Below are 15,235 nucleotides of genomic sequence, written 5' to 3' on the forward strand. Positions count from 1 at the left end.
GCCGCGCTTAGTTGGCAGCAGCCTTGTTAGCCGCTCGCTCTTTGTCGACCAGTTTATCGGCCAACTGCAGTGCTTGTTCGGCACCGCCGGCCGAGCCTACATCGAAGCGATACTTGCCGTTGACGATCATGGTTGGAACACCCGAGATTTCATACTTCTTGGCCAGTTCGCGAGCCTTGGTCATCTGACCCTTGATGGCGAAGGAGTCGAAGGTAGCGAGGAACTTGTCCTTGTCTACGCCTTGGGTCGCCAGGAAGTCAGCCATTTCGTTCTTGTCGGTCAGTTTCTTGTGTTCCTTCTGGATGGCGTTGAACACCGCAGCGTGCACGTCATGCTCGACACCCATGCTTTGCAGGGTCAGGAACATTTGCCCGTGGGCGTCCCAAGGGCCGCCGAACAGGGCCGGGATACGCACGAAATTGACGTCGGAAGGCAGCTTTTCAACCCAAGGATTGATCACCGGCTCGAATGCGTAGCAGTGCGGGCAACCGTACCAGAACAACTCCACCACTTCGATCTTGCCAGGTACAGCCACCGGAACAGCGTTAGTCAGTTCGACGTAAGGGGCTGCGGGTGCTTCGGCGGCTTGGGCGGTCATGCCGAACAGGCTGGCAGCGACGAGTGCGGCGCTGATGATCAGATTACGCATGCTTTACTCCTGGACAATTTTGGTCGCCTCGCGCGACCTGTTTTCAGACAGGTCCTGGCGGGCTTGAGTTCTGTAGTGTAACGGCAGCGGCCACAAAAAAGGGCGGCCTAAGCCACCCTTTTTATACTTGCTGCGACGGATTAATAGAGCGTTAACGTTGCTGGAGATGTCCACCCAACGCAACGCTCGATCCGCAGGCCTTAGTGCAGGCCCTGAATGTAGCTGGAGACCGCGGCGATATCTTCGTCGCTCAGCTTTTTGGAGATGGTCTGCATCGGCTTGGTATCGCCATCGTTGGTGCGGCCGGCTTCTTCCTTGCGGAAATCGGTCAGCTGCTTGGCGATGTATTGAGCGTGCTGGCCGCCCAGGTGCGGGAAGCCGGCGGCCGCGTTGCCTGCGCCATTTGGCGAGTGGCAGCCGGTGCAGGATGGCAGGCCCTTGGCCAGATCGCCGCCGCGGAACAGTGCTTCACCGCGAGAAACGACTTTCGGGTCGGCGGCGCCAACGCTGCCTTTCTGGCTGGCGAAGTAGGCGGCGATATCGGCCAGGTCCTGATCGCTCAGGTTGGTCAGCAGGCCGGTCATTTCCAGTACCGTGCGTTTGCCGGACTTGATGTCGTGTAGCTGCTTGTTCAGATAACGCTCGCCCTGGCCTGCCAGTTTCGGAAAGTTAGGCGCCATACTGTTGCCATCCGGGCCATGACAGGCGCCACATACTGCGGCTTTCGCCTGACCAGCAGTCGCATCACCTGCAGCATGGGCAATGCCGGAGATCCCCACGGTCAACAGCAGACTCACGATCAATTTGTTCATCAGCTAATCCAACTACGGCTAAGGGTTAAAGAGTTATGGACCGGGATCACTCGCTCATCCACTGGATGATTGCTTGGTAATCCTCGGCACTGCAGTCCATGCACAAACCACGCGGCGGCATCGCCTTGAAACCCTGGGTCACGTGTTGCACCAGCGTCTCCATACCTTTCGCCAACCTCGGCGTCCAAGCTTCCTGATCGCCCTTTTTGGGCGCCATGGGTAGTTGGCCGGAATGACAGGCACCACAAACACGGTTGTACACAGCTTCCGGATCCTGTGTAGCCTGAGCGCTGTAAAGCGGCATCAAGACACCGGCAGCTAGCAGCCATTTCGTCATAAAACGACCTTTTCAGGGTTGAGAGCGTTCTGCGTTCTAGTGCGCAATCAAGGTCAATCGCTCTCGTGAACTTCATCCTACGCTGGGACAAAGCGCACACAAAATCTGCGGCATTATATACTGGCGTCACTGAAACGGAAACGACACTGCTCGCCGCGTCCATTCCCGGCGCCGCCCACATCGGAAATCCCATGCAACTCAAGAACCCCATCCTCGGCCTGTGCCAACAGTCCACCTTCATGCTCAGCGCCGCTAAAGTCGACCAATGTCCCGACGACGAAGGCTTTGAAGTGGCCTTCGCCGGGCGTTCCAACGCCGGCAAGTCCAGTGCGCTGAACACCCTGACGCATGCCAGCCTTGCGCGGACCTCGAAAACTCCGGGTCGCACGCAGCTCTTGAACTTCTTCAAGCTAGACGATGATCGTCGTCTGGTCGACCTCCCGGGTTACGGTTACGCGAAAGTGCCTATCCCGTTGAAGCTGCACTGGCAGCGTCACCTGGAAGCCTATCTGGGTGGTCGTGAGAGTTTGAAGGGGCTGATTTTGATGATGGACATCCGTCATCCAATGACCGACTTCGACCTGCTGATGCTCGACTGGGCTGTCGCCAGCGGCATGCCGATGCACATTTTGCTGACCAAAGCCGACAAGCTGACCTACGGCGCGGCGAAAAACGTCCTGCTCAAGGTTCAGGCAGACATCCGCAAGGGTTGGGGAGATGCGATCAGCATCCAGTTGTTCTCGGCGCCAAAACGCATGGGCCTGGAAGACGCCTACACTGTACTGGCGGGTTGGATGGAACTGGCGGACAAGGGCGCCGAGCTCGCGGAGTAAGCTCATTTACAAAAACTGCGGGCAAAAAAAACCCCGGACTTCTTATGGGGAGGGGGAAGTTCCGGGGTTCAAGATCCGAACCGCTAGGGCGGGGTCCAGATATCTGCCAACACTTAACACAACATTAGGAGCATCGAAGGGCTTCACCACCCATTCAGTAACTCTGAGTGGCGATTCAGGGGTTTAGTTCAGAATTTTTTAAAAAGCCTTTGGAATAGGCCATCGAATTTTCCGAACTAAGAGCCCTTCGGTCTTTCTGCCGCGGCACTATGCCGCAGCGGAAAACGCCTTTTCAGACGGTTCAGTGAGCCTCGTCCCAGTTATTTCCTACTCCAACCTCTACCAGCAGCGGCACATCAAGCTTCGCTGCGTCGCTCATGTGCGCGCGAATTTCATCACTAACCTGGTCGACCAAATCCTCACGCACTTCCAGAACCAATTCATCGTGCACCTGCAGGATGACTTTGGCGTCCAGGCCTGATGCTGTCAGCCAGCTATCCACGGCAATCATGGCTTTCTTGATGATGTCCGCCGCGGTGCCTTGCATCGGGGCGTTGATCGCCGTGCGTTCGGCGCCTTTGCGCAGGGCCGGGTTTTTTGCGTTGATTTCTGGCAGGTACAGGCGACGACCGAAGATGGTTTCAACGAAGCCTTGTTCGGCGGCCTGGGCGCGGGTGCGCTCCATGTACTCGAGCACGCCTGGGTAACGGGCGAAGTAACGGTCGATGTAGGCCTGGGATTGCTTGCGATCAACACCAATCTGTTTGGCCAGGCCAAACGCGCTCATTCCGTAGATCAAGCCGAAGTTGATCGCCTTGGCGCTGCGCCGTTGGTCGGTGGTGACGTCTGCCAGTTCAACCCCGAAGACTTCAGCTGCGGTGGCCTTGTGCACGTCCAGGTCATTACGGAACGCGTGCAGCAAACCTTCGTCCTTGGCGAGGTGAGCCATGATCCGCAGTTCGATTTGCGAATAGTCCGCCGCCAGCAGCTTGTAGCCTTTTGGTGCGACGAACGCCTGACGAATACGACGCCCTTCGGCGGTGCGGATAGGAATGTTCTGCAGGTTTGGATCGCTGGACGACAAACGTCCGGTTGCCGCTACGGCTTGGTGGTAAGAGGTGTGAATCCGTCCGGTGCGCGGGTTGATCTGCTCCGGCAGGCGATCGGTGTAGGTGCTTTTCAGCTTGCTCATCGAGCGGTACTGCATCAGCACTTTGGGCAGCGGGAAATCCTGTTCGGCCAATTCCGCCAGCACGGCTTCGGCGGTGGACGCCTGGCCCTTGGCGGTTTTGCTGAGGATCGGCAGGCCGAGTTTTTCGTACAGGATCACGCCCAACTGCTTCGGCGAGCCGAGGTTGAATTCTTCCCCGGCAATGGCGAACGCCTCACGCTCGAGGGCGACCATTTTCTCGCCCAGCTCAACGCTCTGAATGCCCAGCAGGTTGGCATCGACCAGCGCGCCTTGGCGTTCAATCCGTGCCAGCACCGGTACCAACGGCATTTCGATTTCGCTCAGGACCTTGCTCAGGCTCGGGATGGCATCGAGTTTTTCCAGCAGGGTTTGATGCAGGCGCAGCGTCACGTCGGCGTCTTCGGCGGCGTAAGGTCCGGCCAGTTCCAGCGAAATCTGATCGAACGTCAGCTGTTTAGCGCCTTTGCCGGCGATGTCCTGAAAACTGGTGGTGGTGTGATTCAGGTACTTGAGCGCCAGGCTGTCCATGTCGTGGCGGGTCGCGGTGGAGTCCAGCACGTAGGATTCGAGCATCGTGTCGAAAGCGACGCCTTGTACGGTGATGCCGCAGCTCTGATCGCCACCGATGGCACAGTTGGCCAGGATGTTCATGTCGAATTTGGCGTGCTGGCCGACCTTGAGTTTGTTCGGATCTTCCAGGATCGGCTTCAACGCGCGCAGCACGGTGTCGCGATCGAGCTGATCCGGCACGCCCATGTAGGAATGGGTCAGCGGGATGTAGGCCGCTTCGTTGGCTTGTACAGCGAAAGACAGGCCCACCAGTTGCGCCTGCTGCGCATCGATGCCGGTGGTTTCGGTATCGAAGGCAATCAGCTTGGCGTCGTTGAGCTTCTTCAGCCACAGGTCGAAATCAGCCTGGGTGAGGATGGTGGTGTACTTGAGTTCGGTATCGACGGCCGCTTCTTCAGCCACTGGAGCGACGACTTCCTGACCGGAACGCTTGGCGTCGCGCTGGTTCTCTTCGAACCAGCTCTTGAACTCCAGCAGGGTATAGAGCTCGGCGAGTTTGTCGTGATCCGGCTTGCCCATTTGCAGGTCGTCGAGGCCGATATCCAGCGGCACGTCGATCTTGATGGTTGCCAATTGATAGGAGAGAAACGCCATCTCCTTGTGCTCTTCGAGCTTGGCTGGCAGGGTTTTGGCACCACGAATCGGCAGGGTCGGGACGATGTCGAGCTGAGCATAGAGCTCGGTCAGGCCGCCGTTCACGCCGACCAACAGGCCGGAAGCGGTCTTCGGACCAATGCCCGGAACGCCCGGAATGTTGTCGGAAGAATCGCCCATGAGTGCCAGGTAATCGATGATCTGCTCGGGAGCGACGCCGAATTTCTCCTTCACGCCTTCCACGTCCAGCGCGCTACCGGTCATGGTATTGACCAAGGTAATGTGGCCGTCGACCAGCTGCGCCATGTCCTTGTCGCCGGTGGAGATCACCACCGGGCGGTCGGCTGCCGCACTGCTGCGGGCCAGGGTGCCGATCACGTCATCGGCTTCGACGCCTTCGACGCACAGGAGTGGGAAGCCCAAGGCGATCACGCTTTGGTGCAGCGGCTCGATTTGCACGCGCATGTCGTCGGGCATGCTCGGGCGGTTGGCCTTGTACTCGGCAAACATTTCGTCCCGGAATGTCCCGCCTTTGGCGTCGAATACCACGGCGAACGGACTTTCCGGGTACTGCTTGCGCAGACTCTTGAGCATGTTCAACACGCCTTTCACCGCACCGGTCGGCAAACCTTTGGACGTGGTCAGCGGTGGGAGGGCGTGAAAGGCGCGGTACAGGTAAGAAGAACCGTCCACCAGGACGAGGGGGGCTTGGCTCATGAGCAGGATCAACCTTTTCGGCGGGTCCGGCGCTAGAATAGCGGGACCGTTGACGACAAAGGGACAAGGTTATCATGCGCACACTAAATCGCCTGTTGCTGGCTGGGTTGTTTGCATCCGTTCCGTTGGCCGTCATGGCGGCGGACGATGCACCGACACCGGAGCCGGAAGTCACTATCCGCACGGAAGGGGATAAAACCATCCAGGAGTACCGTCAAAACGGTTTCCTGTATGCGATCAAGGTCACACCGAAGGGCGCACCGCCGTATTTTCTGGTGCGCGCGGACGGGACAGATGCAAACTTCATCCGCTCGGATCAGCCGGATATGCTGATTCCGTCGTGGAAGATCTTTGAGTGGAAGTAGTTTCTTAATTTCAATCGGCGCTGGCTCAAGCAGCGGCGCCCGTACTGGCAGTTCAAACATGTCTGTGTTCACCCCGCTGGCTCGGCCCGAGCTGGAAACCTTTCTCGCCCCTTACGGGCTCGGCCGCCTGCTTGATTTCCAGGGGATTGCCGCCGGTAGCGAAAACACCAATTTCTTTATCAGCCTGGAGCAGGGCGAATTTGTCCTGACCCTGATTGAGCGTGGTCCCGTTCAGGAAATGCCGTTCTTCATCGAGCTGCTCGACGTGCTACATGACGCCGACCTGCCAGTGCCTTATGCCTTGCGCACCACCGACGGCGTCGCCTTGCGCGAACTGGCCGGCAAACCTGCGCTGTTGCAGCCACGTCTGGCCGGCAAGCACATCAAGGAAGCCAACGCGCAGCATTGCGCTCAGGTGGGCGAGTTGCTCGGCCATCTGCACCTTGCGACCCAGGCCAACATGATCAAGCGCAAGACCGATCGCGGCCTGGACTGGATGCTGGAAGAGGGCACGCAGTTGCTGTCGCACCTCAATGCCGAGCAAAGCGATCTGCTGCAACGGGCGCTGGACGAAATCACGCAGCAGAAGACGAAAATTCTGGCGTTGCCACGGGCCAACATCCACGCGGATCTGTTCCGCGATAACGCGATGTTCGAAGGCACGCACCTGACCGGGTTGATCGATTTCTACAACGCCTGTTCGGGGCCGATGCTATACGACGTGGCGATTGCCTTGAATGACTGGTGTTCGGACGAGAGCGGGTTGATCGACGGGCCACGGGCGAGGGCGTTGCTCGGTGCTTATGCAGCGCTGCGACCGTTCACGGCGGCCGAGGCGGAGTTGTGGCCGACCCTGCTGCGGGTGGCGTGTGTGCGGTTCTGGTTGTCGCGGTTGATCGCCGCCGAGTCGTTTGCCGGGCAGGACGTGCTGATTCACGATCCGATGGAGTTTCAGCAGCGTCTGGCACAGCGTCAGAAGGTCAACACCCCGCTGCCGTTCGCGTTTTAAAAGCTTCGCGAGCAAGCCCGCTCCCACATTTGATCTCAGTCGTTCACAGGATTTGTTTACAAAGGAGATCCAATGTGGGAGCGGCGGTGCGGCGATCCGACTTGCTCGCGAATGGGGCACCGCAATTTTCGAATTACAACGACTCCAGACACCCGGCCAAATCATTCCCCAACTTCTCCAGCACCTGCTCATACCCCTGAGCGGTCGCCGGCGTGTACCCGCCCAGCGCGTCCAGTTCCGCCAGCTTCACCGGCAGACCCGCCACCAGGGTTTCCGCCAGGCGCGGACGCAGAGGCGGTTCGCTGAACACGCAGGTTTTGCCGACTTCCTGCAATCGAGTGCGCATCGCCGCGACGTGCTGGGCGCCGGGCTGGACCTCGGCGGCGACGCTGAATACGCCGGCGTGCTTGAGGCCGTAGGCGTCTTCAAAGTAGTCGAAGGCCTCGTGGAATACGAAGTACGGTTTGCCCGCGATGCCGGCCAGGCGCGCCTTCAAGCGAAGATCCATTGCATCCAGACGCTCATCGAACGCCTTGAGGTTGCTCTGATAGCGCGCGGCATTGGCCGGATCGGCTGCGCTCAGGTCTGCGGCCATTTTTGTGGCGATGACACGGGCGTTGACCGGCGAAAGCCACAAGTGCGCGTCCAGACTGCCTGGACGGTGATCGTGGTCATGCTCGTCAGCTTCTTCGGCATGGGAGTGGCTATCTTCGGCGAAATGTCGCAGTTTCAGGCCCGGTAAATCCTGCACGGCGATGCTGGGCAGCGTACGACCATTCAGCACGCGGGGCAGGAAACCTTCCATGCTCGGACCGATCCAGTAAACCAGATCCACCGATTGCACCTTCCGTACGTCGGACGGGCGCAAGGCATAGTTATGAGGCGAGGCACCAGGCGGCAGCAAGACTTCCGGAATCGCCACGCCGTCCTGCACCGCCGCCGCGATCAGCTGTAGAGGCTTGATACTGGTAAGAACTTTGACTTCGGCGTGAGCTGAACTGATCAGCAGAAAACTTGCGACAAATGCGACAAAGATAGAAAAAAGTCGGGACACGATGACCACTCGAAGAGGCGAGAACGGGTAACATAATAACGTCTCTCACAAAACTCGTCGCCGCTCATGCCTAAAACACCGATTGCCAGCCGTCCCCACGACCACTCTCATTGCGTTCATAGCGCATTGTCTGAGGCCGATGCTCTGTGCGCACGTCAAGGCCTGCGCCTGACCGCCTTGCGCCGGCGGGTGCTGGAACTGGTCTGGCAAAGCCATAAACCGTTGGGTGCCTACGACATTCTCGCGGTGCTCAGCGAGCAGGACGGCCGCCGTGCGGCGCCGCCGACCGTGTACCGTGCGCTGGACTTCCTGCTGGAAAACGGCCTCGTACACCGCATCTCCTCGCTGAACGCCTTCGTCGGCTGCAATCACCCTGGGCACGCCCACCAGGGCCAGTTCCTGATTTGCCGTGAATGCCACGCCGCCATCGAGCTCGAACAGAAATCTATCAGCGACGCGATCATCAGCAGCGCCAAGGATGTCGGATTTGTCGTCGAGGGCCAGACCGTTGAAGTGGTCGGCCTCTGCTCGGGTTGCCAGGGGGTTTGATGAGCAACGCACTGATCCGCCTCGAGCAGGTTGTCGTCACCTTTGCCGGGCAAAACGTGCTGGATAACATCGAGCTGAGCGTCGAGCCAGGACAGATCGTCACCCTGATCGGCCCTAACGGCGCGGGCAAGACCACGCTGGTGCGCGCTGTACTCGGTCTGTTGAAACCGGACAGCGGCAGCGTGTGGCGCAAGCCGAAACTGCGGGTCGGTTACATGCCGCAAAAACTTCACGTCGATCCGACGCTGCCGCTGTCGGTGCTGCGCTTCTTGCGTCTGGTGCCGGGCGTGGACCGCGCCATGGCCTTGGCGGCACTCAAGGAAGTCGGCGCCGAACAGGTGATCGACAGCCCGGTGCAAAGTGTTTCCGGAGGCGAATTGCAGCGGGTGCTGCTGGCCCGGGCATTGCTGCGCGAGCCGGAATTGCTGGTACTCGATGAACCTGTGCAAGGCGTCGATGTGGCCGGTCAGGCCGAGCTCTACAGCCTGATCACACGATTGCGCGACCGCCACGGCTGCGGCGTATTGATGGTGTCCCACGATCTGCACCTGGTGATGAGCACTACCGACCAGGTGGTCTGCCTCAATCGTCACGTCTGCTGCTCCGGGCATCCCGAGCAAGTCAGCGGCGATCCGGCTTTCGTCGAGCTGTTCGGAAAGAACGCACAAAGCCTGGCGATTTATCACCACCATCACGACCACGCCCATGACCTGCATGGCTCGGTGGTCAGCGCCGCCCCGTCGGCCCCTACCCACGTTCACGGAGATGGCTGCAAGCATGGCTGATTTTCTGCTCTACGCCCTGCTTGCAGGTCTGGCCCTGGCATTGGTCGCGGGCCCGTTGGGTTCGTTCGTGGTCTGGCGGCGCATGGCCTATTTCGGCGACACCCTTTCCCATGCCGCGCTGCTCGGCGTGGCGCTGGGTTTTCTGCTGGATGTCAGCCCCACCGTTGCGGTCACCGTAGGCTGCCTGCTGTTAGCCGTGCTGCTGGTGACCTTGCAACAGCGCCAACCGCTGGCGTCCGACACGCTTTTGGGAATTCTCGCACCGAGCACGCTCTCTTTGGGTTTGGTCGTACTAAGCTTCATGCACGAAGTGCGGATCGACCTGATGGCTTATCTGTTCGGCGACTTGCTGGCGATCAGCCCGACCGATCTGGCCTGGATACTCGGCGGCAGCGCGGCCGTTCTGGCTTTGCTGGTGACGTTGTGGCGGCCATTGCTGGCAATCACGGTGCATGAAGAACTGGCCAGGGTTGAAGGTCTGCCGGTGGCGGCGTTGCGCTTGACCCTGATGTTGTTGATTGCGGTGGTGATCGCGGTGGCGATGAAAATCGTCGGTGTGTTGCTGATTACGTCCTTGCTGATCATCCCGGCGGCTGCGGCACAACGTCACGCCCGGTCACCGGAGCAGATGGCACTGGGCGCGAGCCTGCTGGGTATGCTCGCGGTCTGTGGCGGGCTGGCGCTGTCGTGGTTCAAGGACACCCCGGCGGGCCCATCGATTGTTGTGGCGGCCGCCGCACTGTTTCTGCTGAGTTTTGTCCTGCCCCGTCGAGGGGTGTAGACTTGCTCGTTTTTTGCGCAAATAGAGAGTCGCAGGAATGAAGCTGTTAGCCTCCCGTTATCTGCTCCTTGTCGCATTTTCGCTGCTACTGGGCGCTTGCCAAAGCACGCCACCGGCGGCCACCGAGGCTACCGGTGCACGGGCCACGGCGATCGCGCAGCTGCAACAAAGCCTAGCCAGCAGCGAACTGGCGACTGCCGAAGATCAGCTGGCTGCCTTGCAGGCCGAGTCGCCGAATGATCAATCCCTTGAGCAATACCAGCGGCAACTGGCCGAAGCCTATCTGCGCCGCAGTCAGATCGTGCTGCAAAAGGGCGATGTGAATGCCGCTGCTACGGCGCTGAGCCGCGCCCGGTCGTTGATGCCCAAGGCTCCGGCGCTGACTGGCGGGGTCAACAATGCCATCGTTGATGCCCGCAAAGCCGAACTGGATAGAGCCGAAGCTGCGCTCATGGCTGCCGAAGCCAAGCCACAGGCCAAGGTCATTGATCCAACGGCTGAAAGTACCACGGTTGCGTTGAACCTGACTGATATGACCAAGCTTCGTCGTCAACTGGATGCGATCGCCGCCGATGTGGTGAATTACCAGTGCGACGTGAGCATTCAGGCGCCACGCACCCAGGACTTCCCTTGGTTGACCACGTTGCTGACCAAGCGAGTGAAGAAGCTCGATTCGGATTTTGATCTGAACCTGGAAAAACAGATCCTGCGTAACATTCCTGCGCAGATGGTCTTGAGCCCGCGTAAACCCTAAAAGCTTCGCGGGCAAGCCCGCTCCCACAGTGGATAAGGGGCAGATCACAAATATTGTGACCAACCCAGAACCCTGTGGGAGCGGGCTTGCCCGCGAAGGCATTCTCGCAATCACTACAGCATTTTCTGACAGCCCTTAAGCCGGAATCGCCTTGGCCTTAGGCTCCCTGTCCCACACCCGATGCTGCCCGATCGCGGCAAAAAACGGTTTGATCAACTTCGCATCCGCGCCCACGATCAACCCCGCATCAGCCTCGAGCTTCAACACATCCAGCAACTGTTTGGCCTCGCCCTGCAGCGCAATCGCCTTCAAGTGCTTGTACGCCTCCAGCACGTAATGCAGCGCCACGCCGTCAGTGCTCAACGCCTTGATCGACGCCGCGCCACCGGGCACAAACACCGCATCGAACGCCACTGAAGGTGAACCCTCCATCGACGCATCGACCGGCAGCGTCTTGCCATCGGCGGTGGTCACCGGAGCAGACGTCGGGCCGAGCAGTTTGGCGTGCGCACCTTCGGCCTTCAGCGCTTTCTTCATGGCATCAATCGCTGCACCATCGACGCCATTGGCTGCCAGGATTGCCACTTTGCGGGTTTTGATATCCGCCGGCAGCAAGTTGGCCTGGCTCAGGGCCGGCGAGTGATCCAGTGAGGTTTTGCGTACTTCGACCGTCCCGGCTTTGGGCGCTGGCAACCCCAGGTTCTGCGCCACGCGTCTAGCCAGTTCCAGATCGATGTTGGCGAGAATCTCATTCACCTGACGCGCGCGGATGAACTCGCGCTCAACCTTGCCCAGCTCGAAGCTGTAAGCCGAGATGATGTGCTCCTGCTCGTGCTTGCTCATGCTGTGGAAAAACAGGCGTGCCTGGGAGAAGTGGTCGCTGAAGGATTCGCTGCGCTGGCGGATCTTGTTGGCGTCGATGCGCTCTGGATAACTTTCGAAGCCGCCATCCTGGGCTGCCGGCGGCGTTTCTTTCGGCCAACCGCTATCAATGGAGTTCGGCTCGTAGGACGCGCGGCCCTTGTCGATGGTGGAGCGATGCAACGCGTCCCGTTGACCATTGTGGAACGGTGCCACCGGGCGGTTGATCGGGATCTCGTGAAAGTTAGGCCCACCGAGTCGGCTGATTTGCGTATCGGTGTAGGAAAACAGCCGACCTTGCAGCAATGGATCGTTGGAAAAGTCGATCCCCGGCACGATATGCCCAGGGCAGAAGGCAACCTGTTCGGTTTCGGCGAAGAAGTTATCGGGGTTGCGGTTGAGGGTCATTTTGCCCAGCGGGGTGATCGGCACCAGTTCTTCCGGGATCAGCTTGGTCGGGTCAAGGATGTCGAAGTCGAATTTATGTTCGTTCTCCTCCTCGATGATCTGTACGCCCAGTTCCCATTGCGGGTAGTCGCCCATCTCGATCGACTCCCAGAGATCGCGACGGTGGTAATCCGTGTCTTTACCGGCGAGTTTTTGTGCTTCATCCCACACCAGCGAACAGGTCCCGGCCGTGGGGCGCCAGTGGAATTTGACGAAGCGCGATTTACCTTCGGCATTGATCAGGCGGAAGGTGTGCACGCCAAAGCCTTGCATGCTGCGAAGGCTTTTCGGGATCGCCCGGTCGGACATGGTCCAGATCACCATGTGCGCCGACTCCGGTACCAGAGAGACAAAATCCCAAAAGGTGTCGTGAGCTGAACCGCCGGTGGGTATCTCATTGTGCGGCTCGGGTTTCACCGCATGCACGAAGTCAGGAAATTTGATCGCATCCTGAATGAAAAACACCGGCATGTTGTTGCCCACCAGGTCGAAGTTGCCTTCGTCGGTGAAAAACTTCACCGCGAAACCTCGTACGTCCCGCACGGTATCGCCCGACCCGCGAGGGCCCTGCACCGTGGAGAAGCGGACGAAGACCGGGGTTTTTTGACTTGGGTCTTGTAGGAACCCGGCCTTGGTCAGCACGGAATGAGTTTCATAGCTCTGGAAGTAGCCGTGGGCACCGGTGCCGCGGGCGTGGACGATGCGCTCGGGAATGCGTTCATGGTCAAAGTGCGTGATCTTTTCACGCATGATGAAGTCTTCCAGCAACGATGGCCCGCGGGCGCCGACCTTCAATGTGTTCTGGTTGTCCGAGACTTTCACGCCCTGGTTGGTGCGCAGGGCCTGTTCAGTGGCGTCGGAGCGAAATTGCTCCAGGCTGTCGAGCTTGGCATTGGTGTTACTGCGGTCGGGGGTATCGGTCCCGGCCAATGCGCTTTTGGATGCGGCAGGCTTTTTAGTACTCATCAGACAAAACTCCTCGTTGCGATTCCCGCCGTAGCCAGGACTCTTGAGCAATACCCCAGGCACGGACCGGGGGCGTTTTCGAGTTGCCTAATTAGTGACTGATGACGTTTTGCGCCGTTCCTTTTTTCTAACCTTTGATCGCGTTATTGCCAAATGGAAGGTTGAATGCGGAATAAATGCTAATAACCTCTATACGGACAGGCTAAAATGCGCGCCCGGCTAACCGCTGATCCTTTTCCAACGCGCCCCACAAGGTTCGCTACGTGATCGAGTTTCAAAACGTCCACAAAACTTACCGCGTCGCCGGTAAGGATATTCCCGCCCTGCATCCGACCAGTCTGACGATTGAGAACGGTCAGGTCTTCGGTCTGATCGGCCATTCCGGTGCGGGAAAAAGTACCCTGCTGCGTCTGATCAATCGGCTGGAAGAGTCCAGTGGCGGCAAGATATTCGTCGACGGCGAAGAAGTCACCGCGCTCGACGCCAACAGCCTGCGGCGCTTCCGTCAGCAGGTCGGGATGATTTTCCAGCACTTCAATTTGCTGGCGTCCAAGACCGTGGCCGACAACGTCGCGCTGCCACTGACCCTGGCCGGTGAGCTGTCCCGCAGTGAGATTGACCGGCGTGTGGCCGAATTGCTGAAGCGGGTCGGTCTGTCTGACCACGCCAAAAAGTACCCGGCGCAATTGTCTGGTGGCCAGAAGCAGCGTGTCGGCATCGCCCGCGCCCTGGCGACCAAGCCGAAAATCCTGCTGTGCGACGAAGCCACCAGCGCACTGGACCCGCAGACCACGGCGTCGGTCCTGCAATTGCTGGCCGAGATCAATCGCGAACTGAAGCTGACCATCGTGTTGATTACCCACGAGATGGACGTGATCCGCCGGGTCTGCGACCAGGTCGCAGTGATGGACGCTGGCGTGATCGTCGAGCAAGGTTCGGTGGCCGAGGTGTTCCTGCATCCGAAGCACCCGACCACCAAGCGCTTCGTGCAAGAAGACGAACAGATCGACGAAAGCGAACAGCGCGACGACTTCGCTCACGTTCCAGGGCGTATCGTGCGTCTGACCTTCCAGGGCGAAGCGACCTACGCGCCATTGCTGGGTACCGTCGCCCGGGAAACGGGTGTGGACTACAGCATCCTGGCCGGTCGTATCGACCGCATCAAAGACGTGCCCTACGGGCAGTTGACCCTGGCCGTTACCGGTGGCGACATGGAGGCGGCGTTCGCCCACTTCACCGCAGCTGACGTCCACATGGAGGTGCTGCGCTGATGGAAGTCCTGACAAGTTTCTTCGTCAATATCGACTGGTTCGAAATCTGGCTGGCCACCGGCGACACCTTTCTGATGCTCTTCGGTTCGCTGTTGTTCACCGTTTTGCTCGGTCTGCCCCTGGGCGTGCTGTTGTTCCTCTGTAGTCCGCGTCAGTTGCTGGAAGCCAAAGGCGTCTACGCGATGCTGTCGCTGGTGGTGAACATCCTGCGTTCGCTGCCGTTCATCATTCTGCTGATCGTGATGATTCCGTTCACGGTGTTGATCACCGGTACGTCCCTCGGTGTCGCCGGTGCGATTCCACCGCTGGTGGTGGGCGCTACGCCATTCTTCGCACGACTGGTGGAAACCGCCCTGCGTGAAGTGGATCGCGGCATCATCGAGGCGACCCAGGCCATGGGCGCGACGACACGGCAGATCATCACCAATGCCTTGCTGCCGGAAGCCCGCCCGGGCATCTTCGCCGCGATTACAGTGACAGCCATTACACTGGTGTCCTACACGGCGATGGCGGGTGTGGTCGGCGCGGGTGGTTTGGGCGACCTGGCGATCCGTTTCGGTTACCAGCGTTTCCAGCCTGATGTGATGGTCGTGACGGTGATGTTGCTGCTGGTGATCGTTCAGGTTCTGCAAACCGTTGGCGACAAGTTGGTAGTCCATTTCTCCAGAAAATAAAGCGTTCACGTAAAT

At 59.3% G+C, this 15,235-nt stretch carries 15 protein-coding genes; 9 read left to right on the top strand and 6 right to left on the bottom strand.

Translation table 11 applies throughout. The features are described from left to right. Positions 1 to 7: 7 nt before the first annotated feature. The 3 genes from ACA059_RS00250 to ACA059_RS00260 form a co-directional block, all read right to left on the bottom strand. The gene (locus ACA059_RS00250) at positions 8 to 649 is read right to left on the bottom strand and encodes a thiol:disulfide interchange protein DsbA/DsbL (protein ID WP_123367420.1); all 642 of its coding nucleotides are present in this window, start codon (positions 647 to 649) and stop codon (positions 8 to 10) included. 200 nt (positions 650 to 849) lie between these two features. Beyond that, a complete protein-coding gene (locus tag ACA059_RS00255) occupies positions 850 to 1,461 on the bottom strand; it encodes a c-type cytochrome (RefSeq protein ID WP_123367419.1) in 612 nt (203 codons plus the stop codon). Between the two features lie 46 nt (positions 1,462 to 1,507). After that, a complete protein-coding gene (locus ACA059_RS00260) occupies positions 1,508 to 1,798 on the bottom strand; it encodes a c-type cytochrome (protein WP_008156007.1) in 291 nt (96 codons plus the stop codon). Between the two features lie 191 nt (positions 1,799 to 1,989). Between ACA059_RS00260 and yihA the strand changes: the two genes are divergently transcribed. Then, the gene (gene yihA / locus ACA059_RS00265) at positions 1,990 to 2,631 is read left to right on the top strand and encodes a ribosome biogenesis GTP-binding protein YihA/YsxC (RefSeq protein ID WP_046044882.1); all 642 of its coding nucleotides are present in this window, start codon (positions 1,990 to 1,992) and stop codon (positions 2,629 to 2,631) included. Positions 2,632 to 2,932: 301 nt separating this feature from the next. Here yihA and polA read toward each other — a convergent pair whose 3' ends face one another. Beyond that, entirely contained in the window at positions 2,933 to 5,704 is a 2,772-nt protein-coding gene (polA, locus tag ACA059_RS00270; RefSeq protein ID WP_497632256.1) for a DNA polymerase I, read from the bottom strand. Between the two features lie 74 nt (positions 5,705 to 5,778). On the opposite strand from polA, the gene ACA059_RS00275 reads away from it, so the two are divergent. Both ACA059_RS00275 and ACA059_RS00280 read left to right on the top strand, forming a co-directional pair. Next, complete coding sequence (locus ACA059_RS00275) at positions 5,779 to 6,069, top strand: DUF2782 domain-containing protein (protein WP_046055305.1); 291 nt, start codon at positions 5,779 to 5,781, stop codon at positions 6,067 to 6,069. A 58-nt stretch (positions 6,070 to 6,127) separates the two neighbouring features. Beyond that, positions 6,128 to 7,078, top strand: a complete 951-nt coding sequence (locus tag ACA059_RS00280; protein WP_497632258.1) for a homoserine kinase — start codon at positions 6,128 to 6,130, stop codon at positions 7,076 to 7,078. Between the two features lie 133 nt (positions 7,079 to 7,211). On the opposite strand, the gene ACA059_RS00285 is transcribed toward ACA059_RS00280, so the two are convergent. Beyond that, positions 7,212 to 8,132, bottom strand: coding sequence for a zinc ABC transporter substrate-binding protein (locus ACA059_RS00285; RefSeq protein WP_497632259.1), 921 nt, complete (start codon positions 8,130 to 8,132; stop codon positions 7,212 to 7,214). A gap of 66 nt (positions 8,133 to 8,198) precedes the next feature. Between ACA059_RS00285 and zur the strand changes: the two genes are divergently transcribed. The 4 genes from zur to ACA059_RS00305 are packed head-to-tail and all read left to right on the top strand — an operon-like array spanning position 8,199 to position 11,001. Next, positions 8,199 to 8,681, top strand: coding sequence for a zinc uptake transcriptional repressor Zur (gene zur / locus ACA059_RS00290; RefSeq protein ID WP_033059798.1), 483 nt, complete (start codon positions 8,199 to 8,201; stop codon positions 8,679 to 8,681). Beyond that, positions 8,681 to 9,466: a zinc ABC transporter ATP-binding protein ZnuC gene (gene znuC / locus ACA059_RS00295; protein WP_497632260.1), complete on the top strand. Its 786-nt coding sequence runs from the start codon at positions 8,681 to 8,683 to the stop codon at positions 9,464 to 9,466. Before zur ends, znuC begins: the two co-directional genes overlap by 1 nt. Next, the gene (znuB, locus tag ACA059_RS00300; RefSeq protein WP_497632261.1) at positions 9,459 to 10,247 is read left to right on the top strand and encodes a zinc ABC transporter permease subunit ZnuB; all 789 of its coding nucleotides are present in this window, start codon (positions 9,459 to 9,461) and stop codon (positions 10,245 to 10,247) included. Before znuC ends, znuB begins: the two co-directional genes overlap by 8 nt. Positions 10,248 to 10,284: 37 nt before the next feature. Beyond that, positions 10,285 to 11,001, top strand: a complete 717-nt coding sequence (locus ACA059_RS00305) for a PA5502 family lipoprotein (protein WP_497632262.1) — start codon at positions 10,285 to 10,287, stop codon at positions 10,999 to 11,001. Between the two features lie 135 nt (positions 11,002 to 11,136). Here ACA059_RS00305 and katE read toward each other — a convergent pair whose 3' ends face one another. Continuing rightward, on the bottom strand, positions 11,137 to 13,275 hold the full coding sequence (katE, locus tag ACA059_RS00310; protein ID WP_497632263.1) for a catalase HPII: 2,139 nt from the start codon (positions 13,273 to 13,275) through the stop codon (positions 11,137 to 11,139). Positions 13,276 to 13,538: 263 nt separating this feature from the next. Between katE and ACA059_RS00315 the strand changes: the two genes are divergently transcribed. Both ACA059_RS00315 and ACA059_RS00320 read left to right on the top strand, forming a co-directional pair. After that, positions 13,539 to 14,546: a methionine ABC transporter ATP-binding protein gene (locus ACA059_RS00315; protein ID WP_056738424.1), complete on the top strand. Its 1,008-nt coding sequence runs from the start codon at positions 13,539 to 13,541 to the stop codon at positions 14,544 to 14,546. Then, positions 14,546 to 15,220, top strand: a complete 675-nt coding sequence (locus ACA059_RS00320; protein ID WP_033059807.1) for a methionine ABC transporter permease — start codon at positions 14,546 to 14,548, stop codon at positions 15,218 to 15,220. The genes ACA059_RS00315 and ACA059_RS00320 overlap by 1 nt, the downstream gene beginning before the upstream one ends. The last annotated feature ends 15 nt before the right edge of the window (positions 15,221 to 15,235 follow it).

It is taken from the genome of Pseudomonas sp. LBUM1647, assembly GCF_059716175.1.

Excerpts from the sequence above, each read along its gene's own strand:
- ACA059_RS00250 (WP_123367420.1), bottom strand. The coding sequence starts at position 649 with ATGCGTAATCTGATCATCAGCGCCGCACTCGTCGCTGCCAGCCTGTTC.
- ACA059_RS00255 (WP_123367419.1), bottom strand. The coding sequence starts at position 1,461 with ATGAACAAATTGATCGTGAGTCTGCTGTTGACCGTGGGGATCTCCGGC.
- ACA059_RS00260 (WP_008156007.1), bottom strand. The coding sequence starts at position 1,798 with ATGACGAAATGGCTGCTAGCTGCCGGTGTCTTGATGCCGCTTTACAGC.
- yihA (WP_046044882.1), top strand. The coding sequence starts at position 1,990 with ATGCAACTCAAGAACCCCATCCTCGGCCTGTGCCAACAGTCCACCTTC.
- polA (WP_497632256.1), bottom strand. The coding sequence starts at position 5,704 with ATGAGCCAAGCCCCCCTCGTCCTGGTGGACGGTTCTTCTTACCTGTAC.
- ACA059_RS00275 (WP_046055305.1), top strand. The coding sequence starts at position 5,779 with ATGCGCACACTAAATCGCCTGTTGCTGGCTGGGTTGTTTGCATCCGTT.
- ACA059_RS00280 (WP_497632258.1), top strand. The coding sequence starts at position 6,128 with ATGTCTGTGTTCACCCCGCTGGCTCGGCCCGAGCTGGAAACCTTTCTC.
- zur (WP_033059798.1), top strand. The coding sequence starts at position 8,199 with ATGCCTAAAACACCGATTGCCAGCCGTCCCCACGACCACTCTCATTGC.
- znuC (WP_497632260.1), top strand. The coding sequence starts at position 8,681 with ATGAGCAACGCACTGATCCGCCTCGAGCAGGTTGTCGTCACCTTTGCC.
- znuB (WP_497632261.1), top strand. The coding sequence starts at position 9,459 with ATGGCTGATTTTCTGCTCTACGCCCTGCTTGCAGGTCTGGCCCTGGCA.
- ACA059_RS00305 (WP_497632262.1), top strand. The coding sequence starts at position 10,285 with ATGAAGCTGTTAGCCTCCCGTTATCTGCTCCTTGTCGCATTTTCGCTG.
- katE (WP_497632263.1), bottom strand. The coding sequence starts at position 13,275 with ATGAGTACTAAAAAGCCTGCCGCATCCAAAAGCGCATTGGCCGGGACC.
- ACA059_RS00320 (WP_033059807.1), top strand. The coding sequence starts at position 14,546 with ATGGAAGTCCTGACAAGTTTCTTCGTCAATATCGACTGGTTCGAAATC.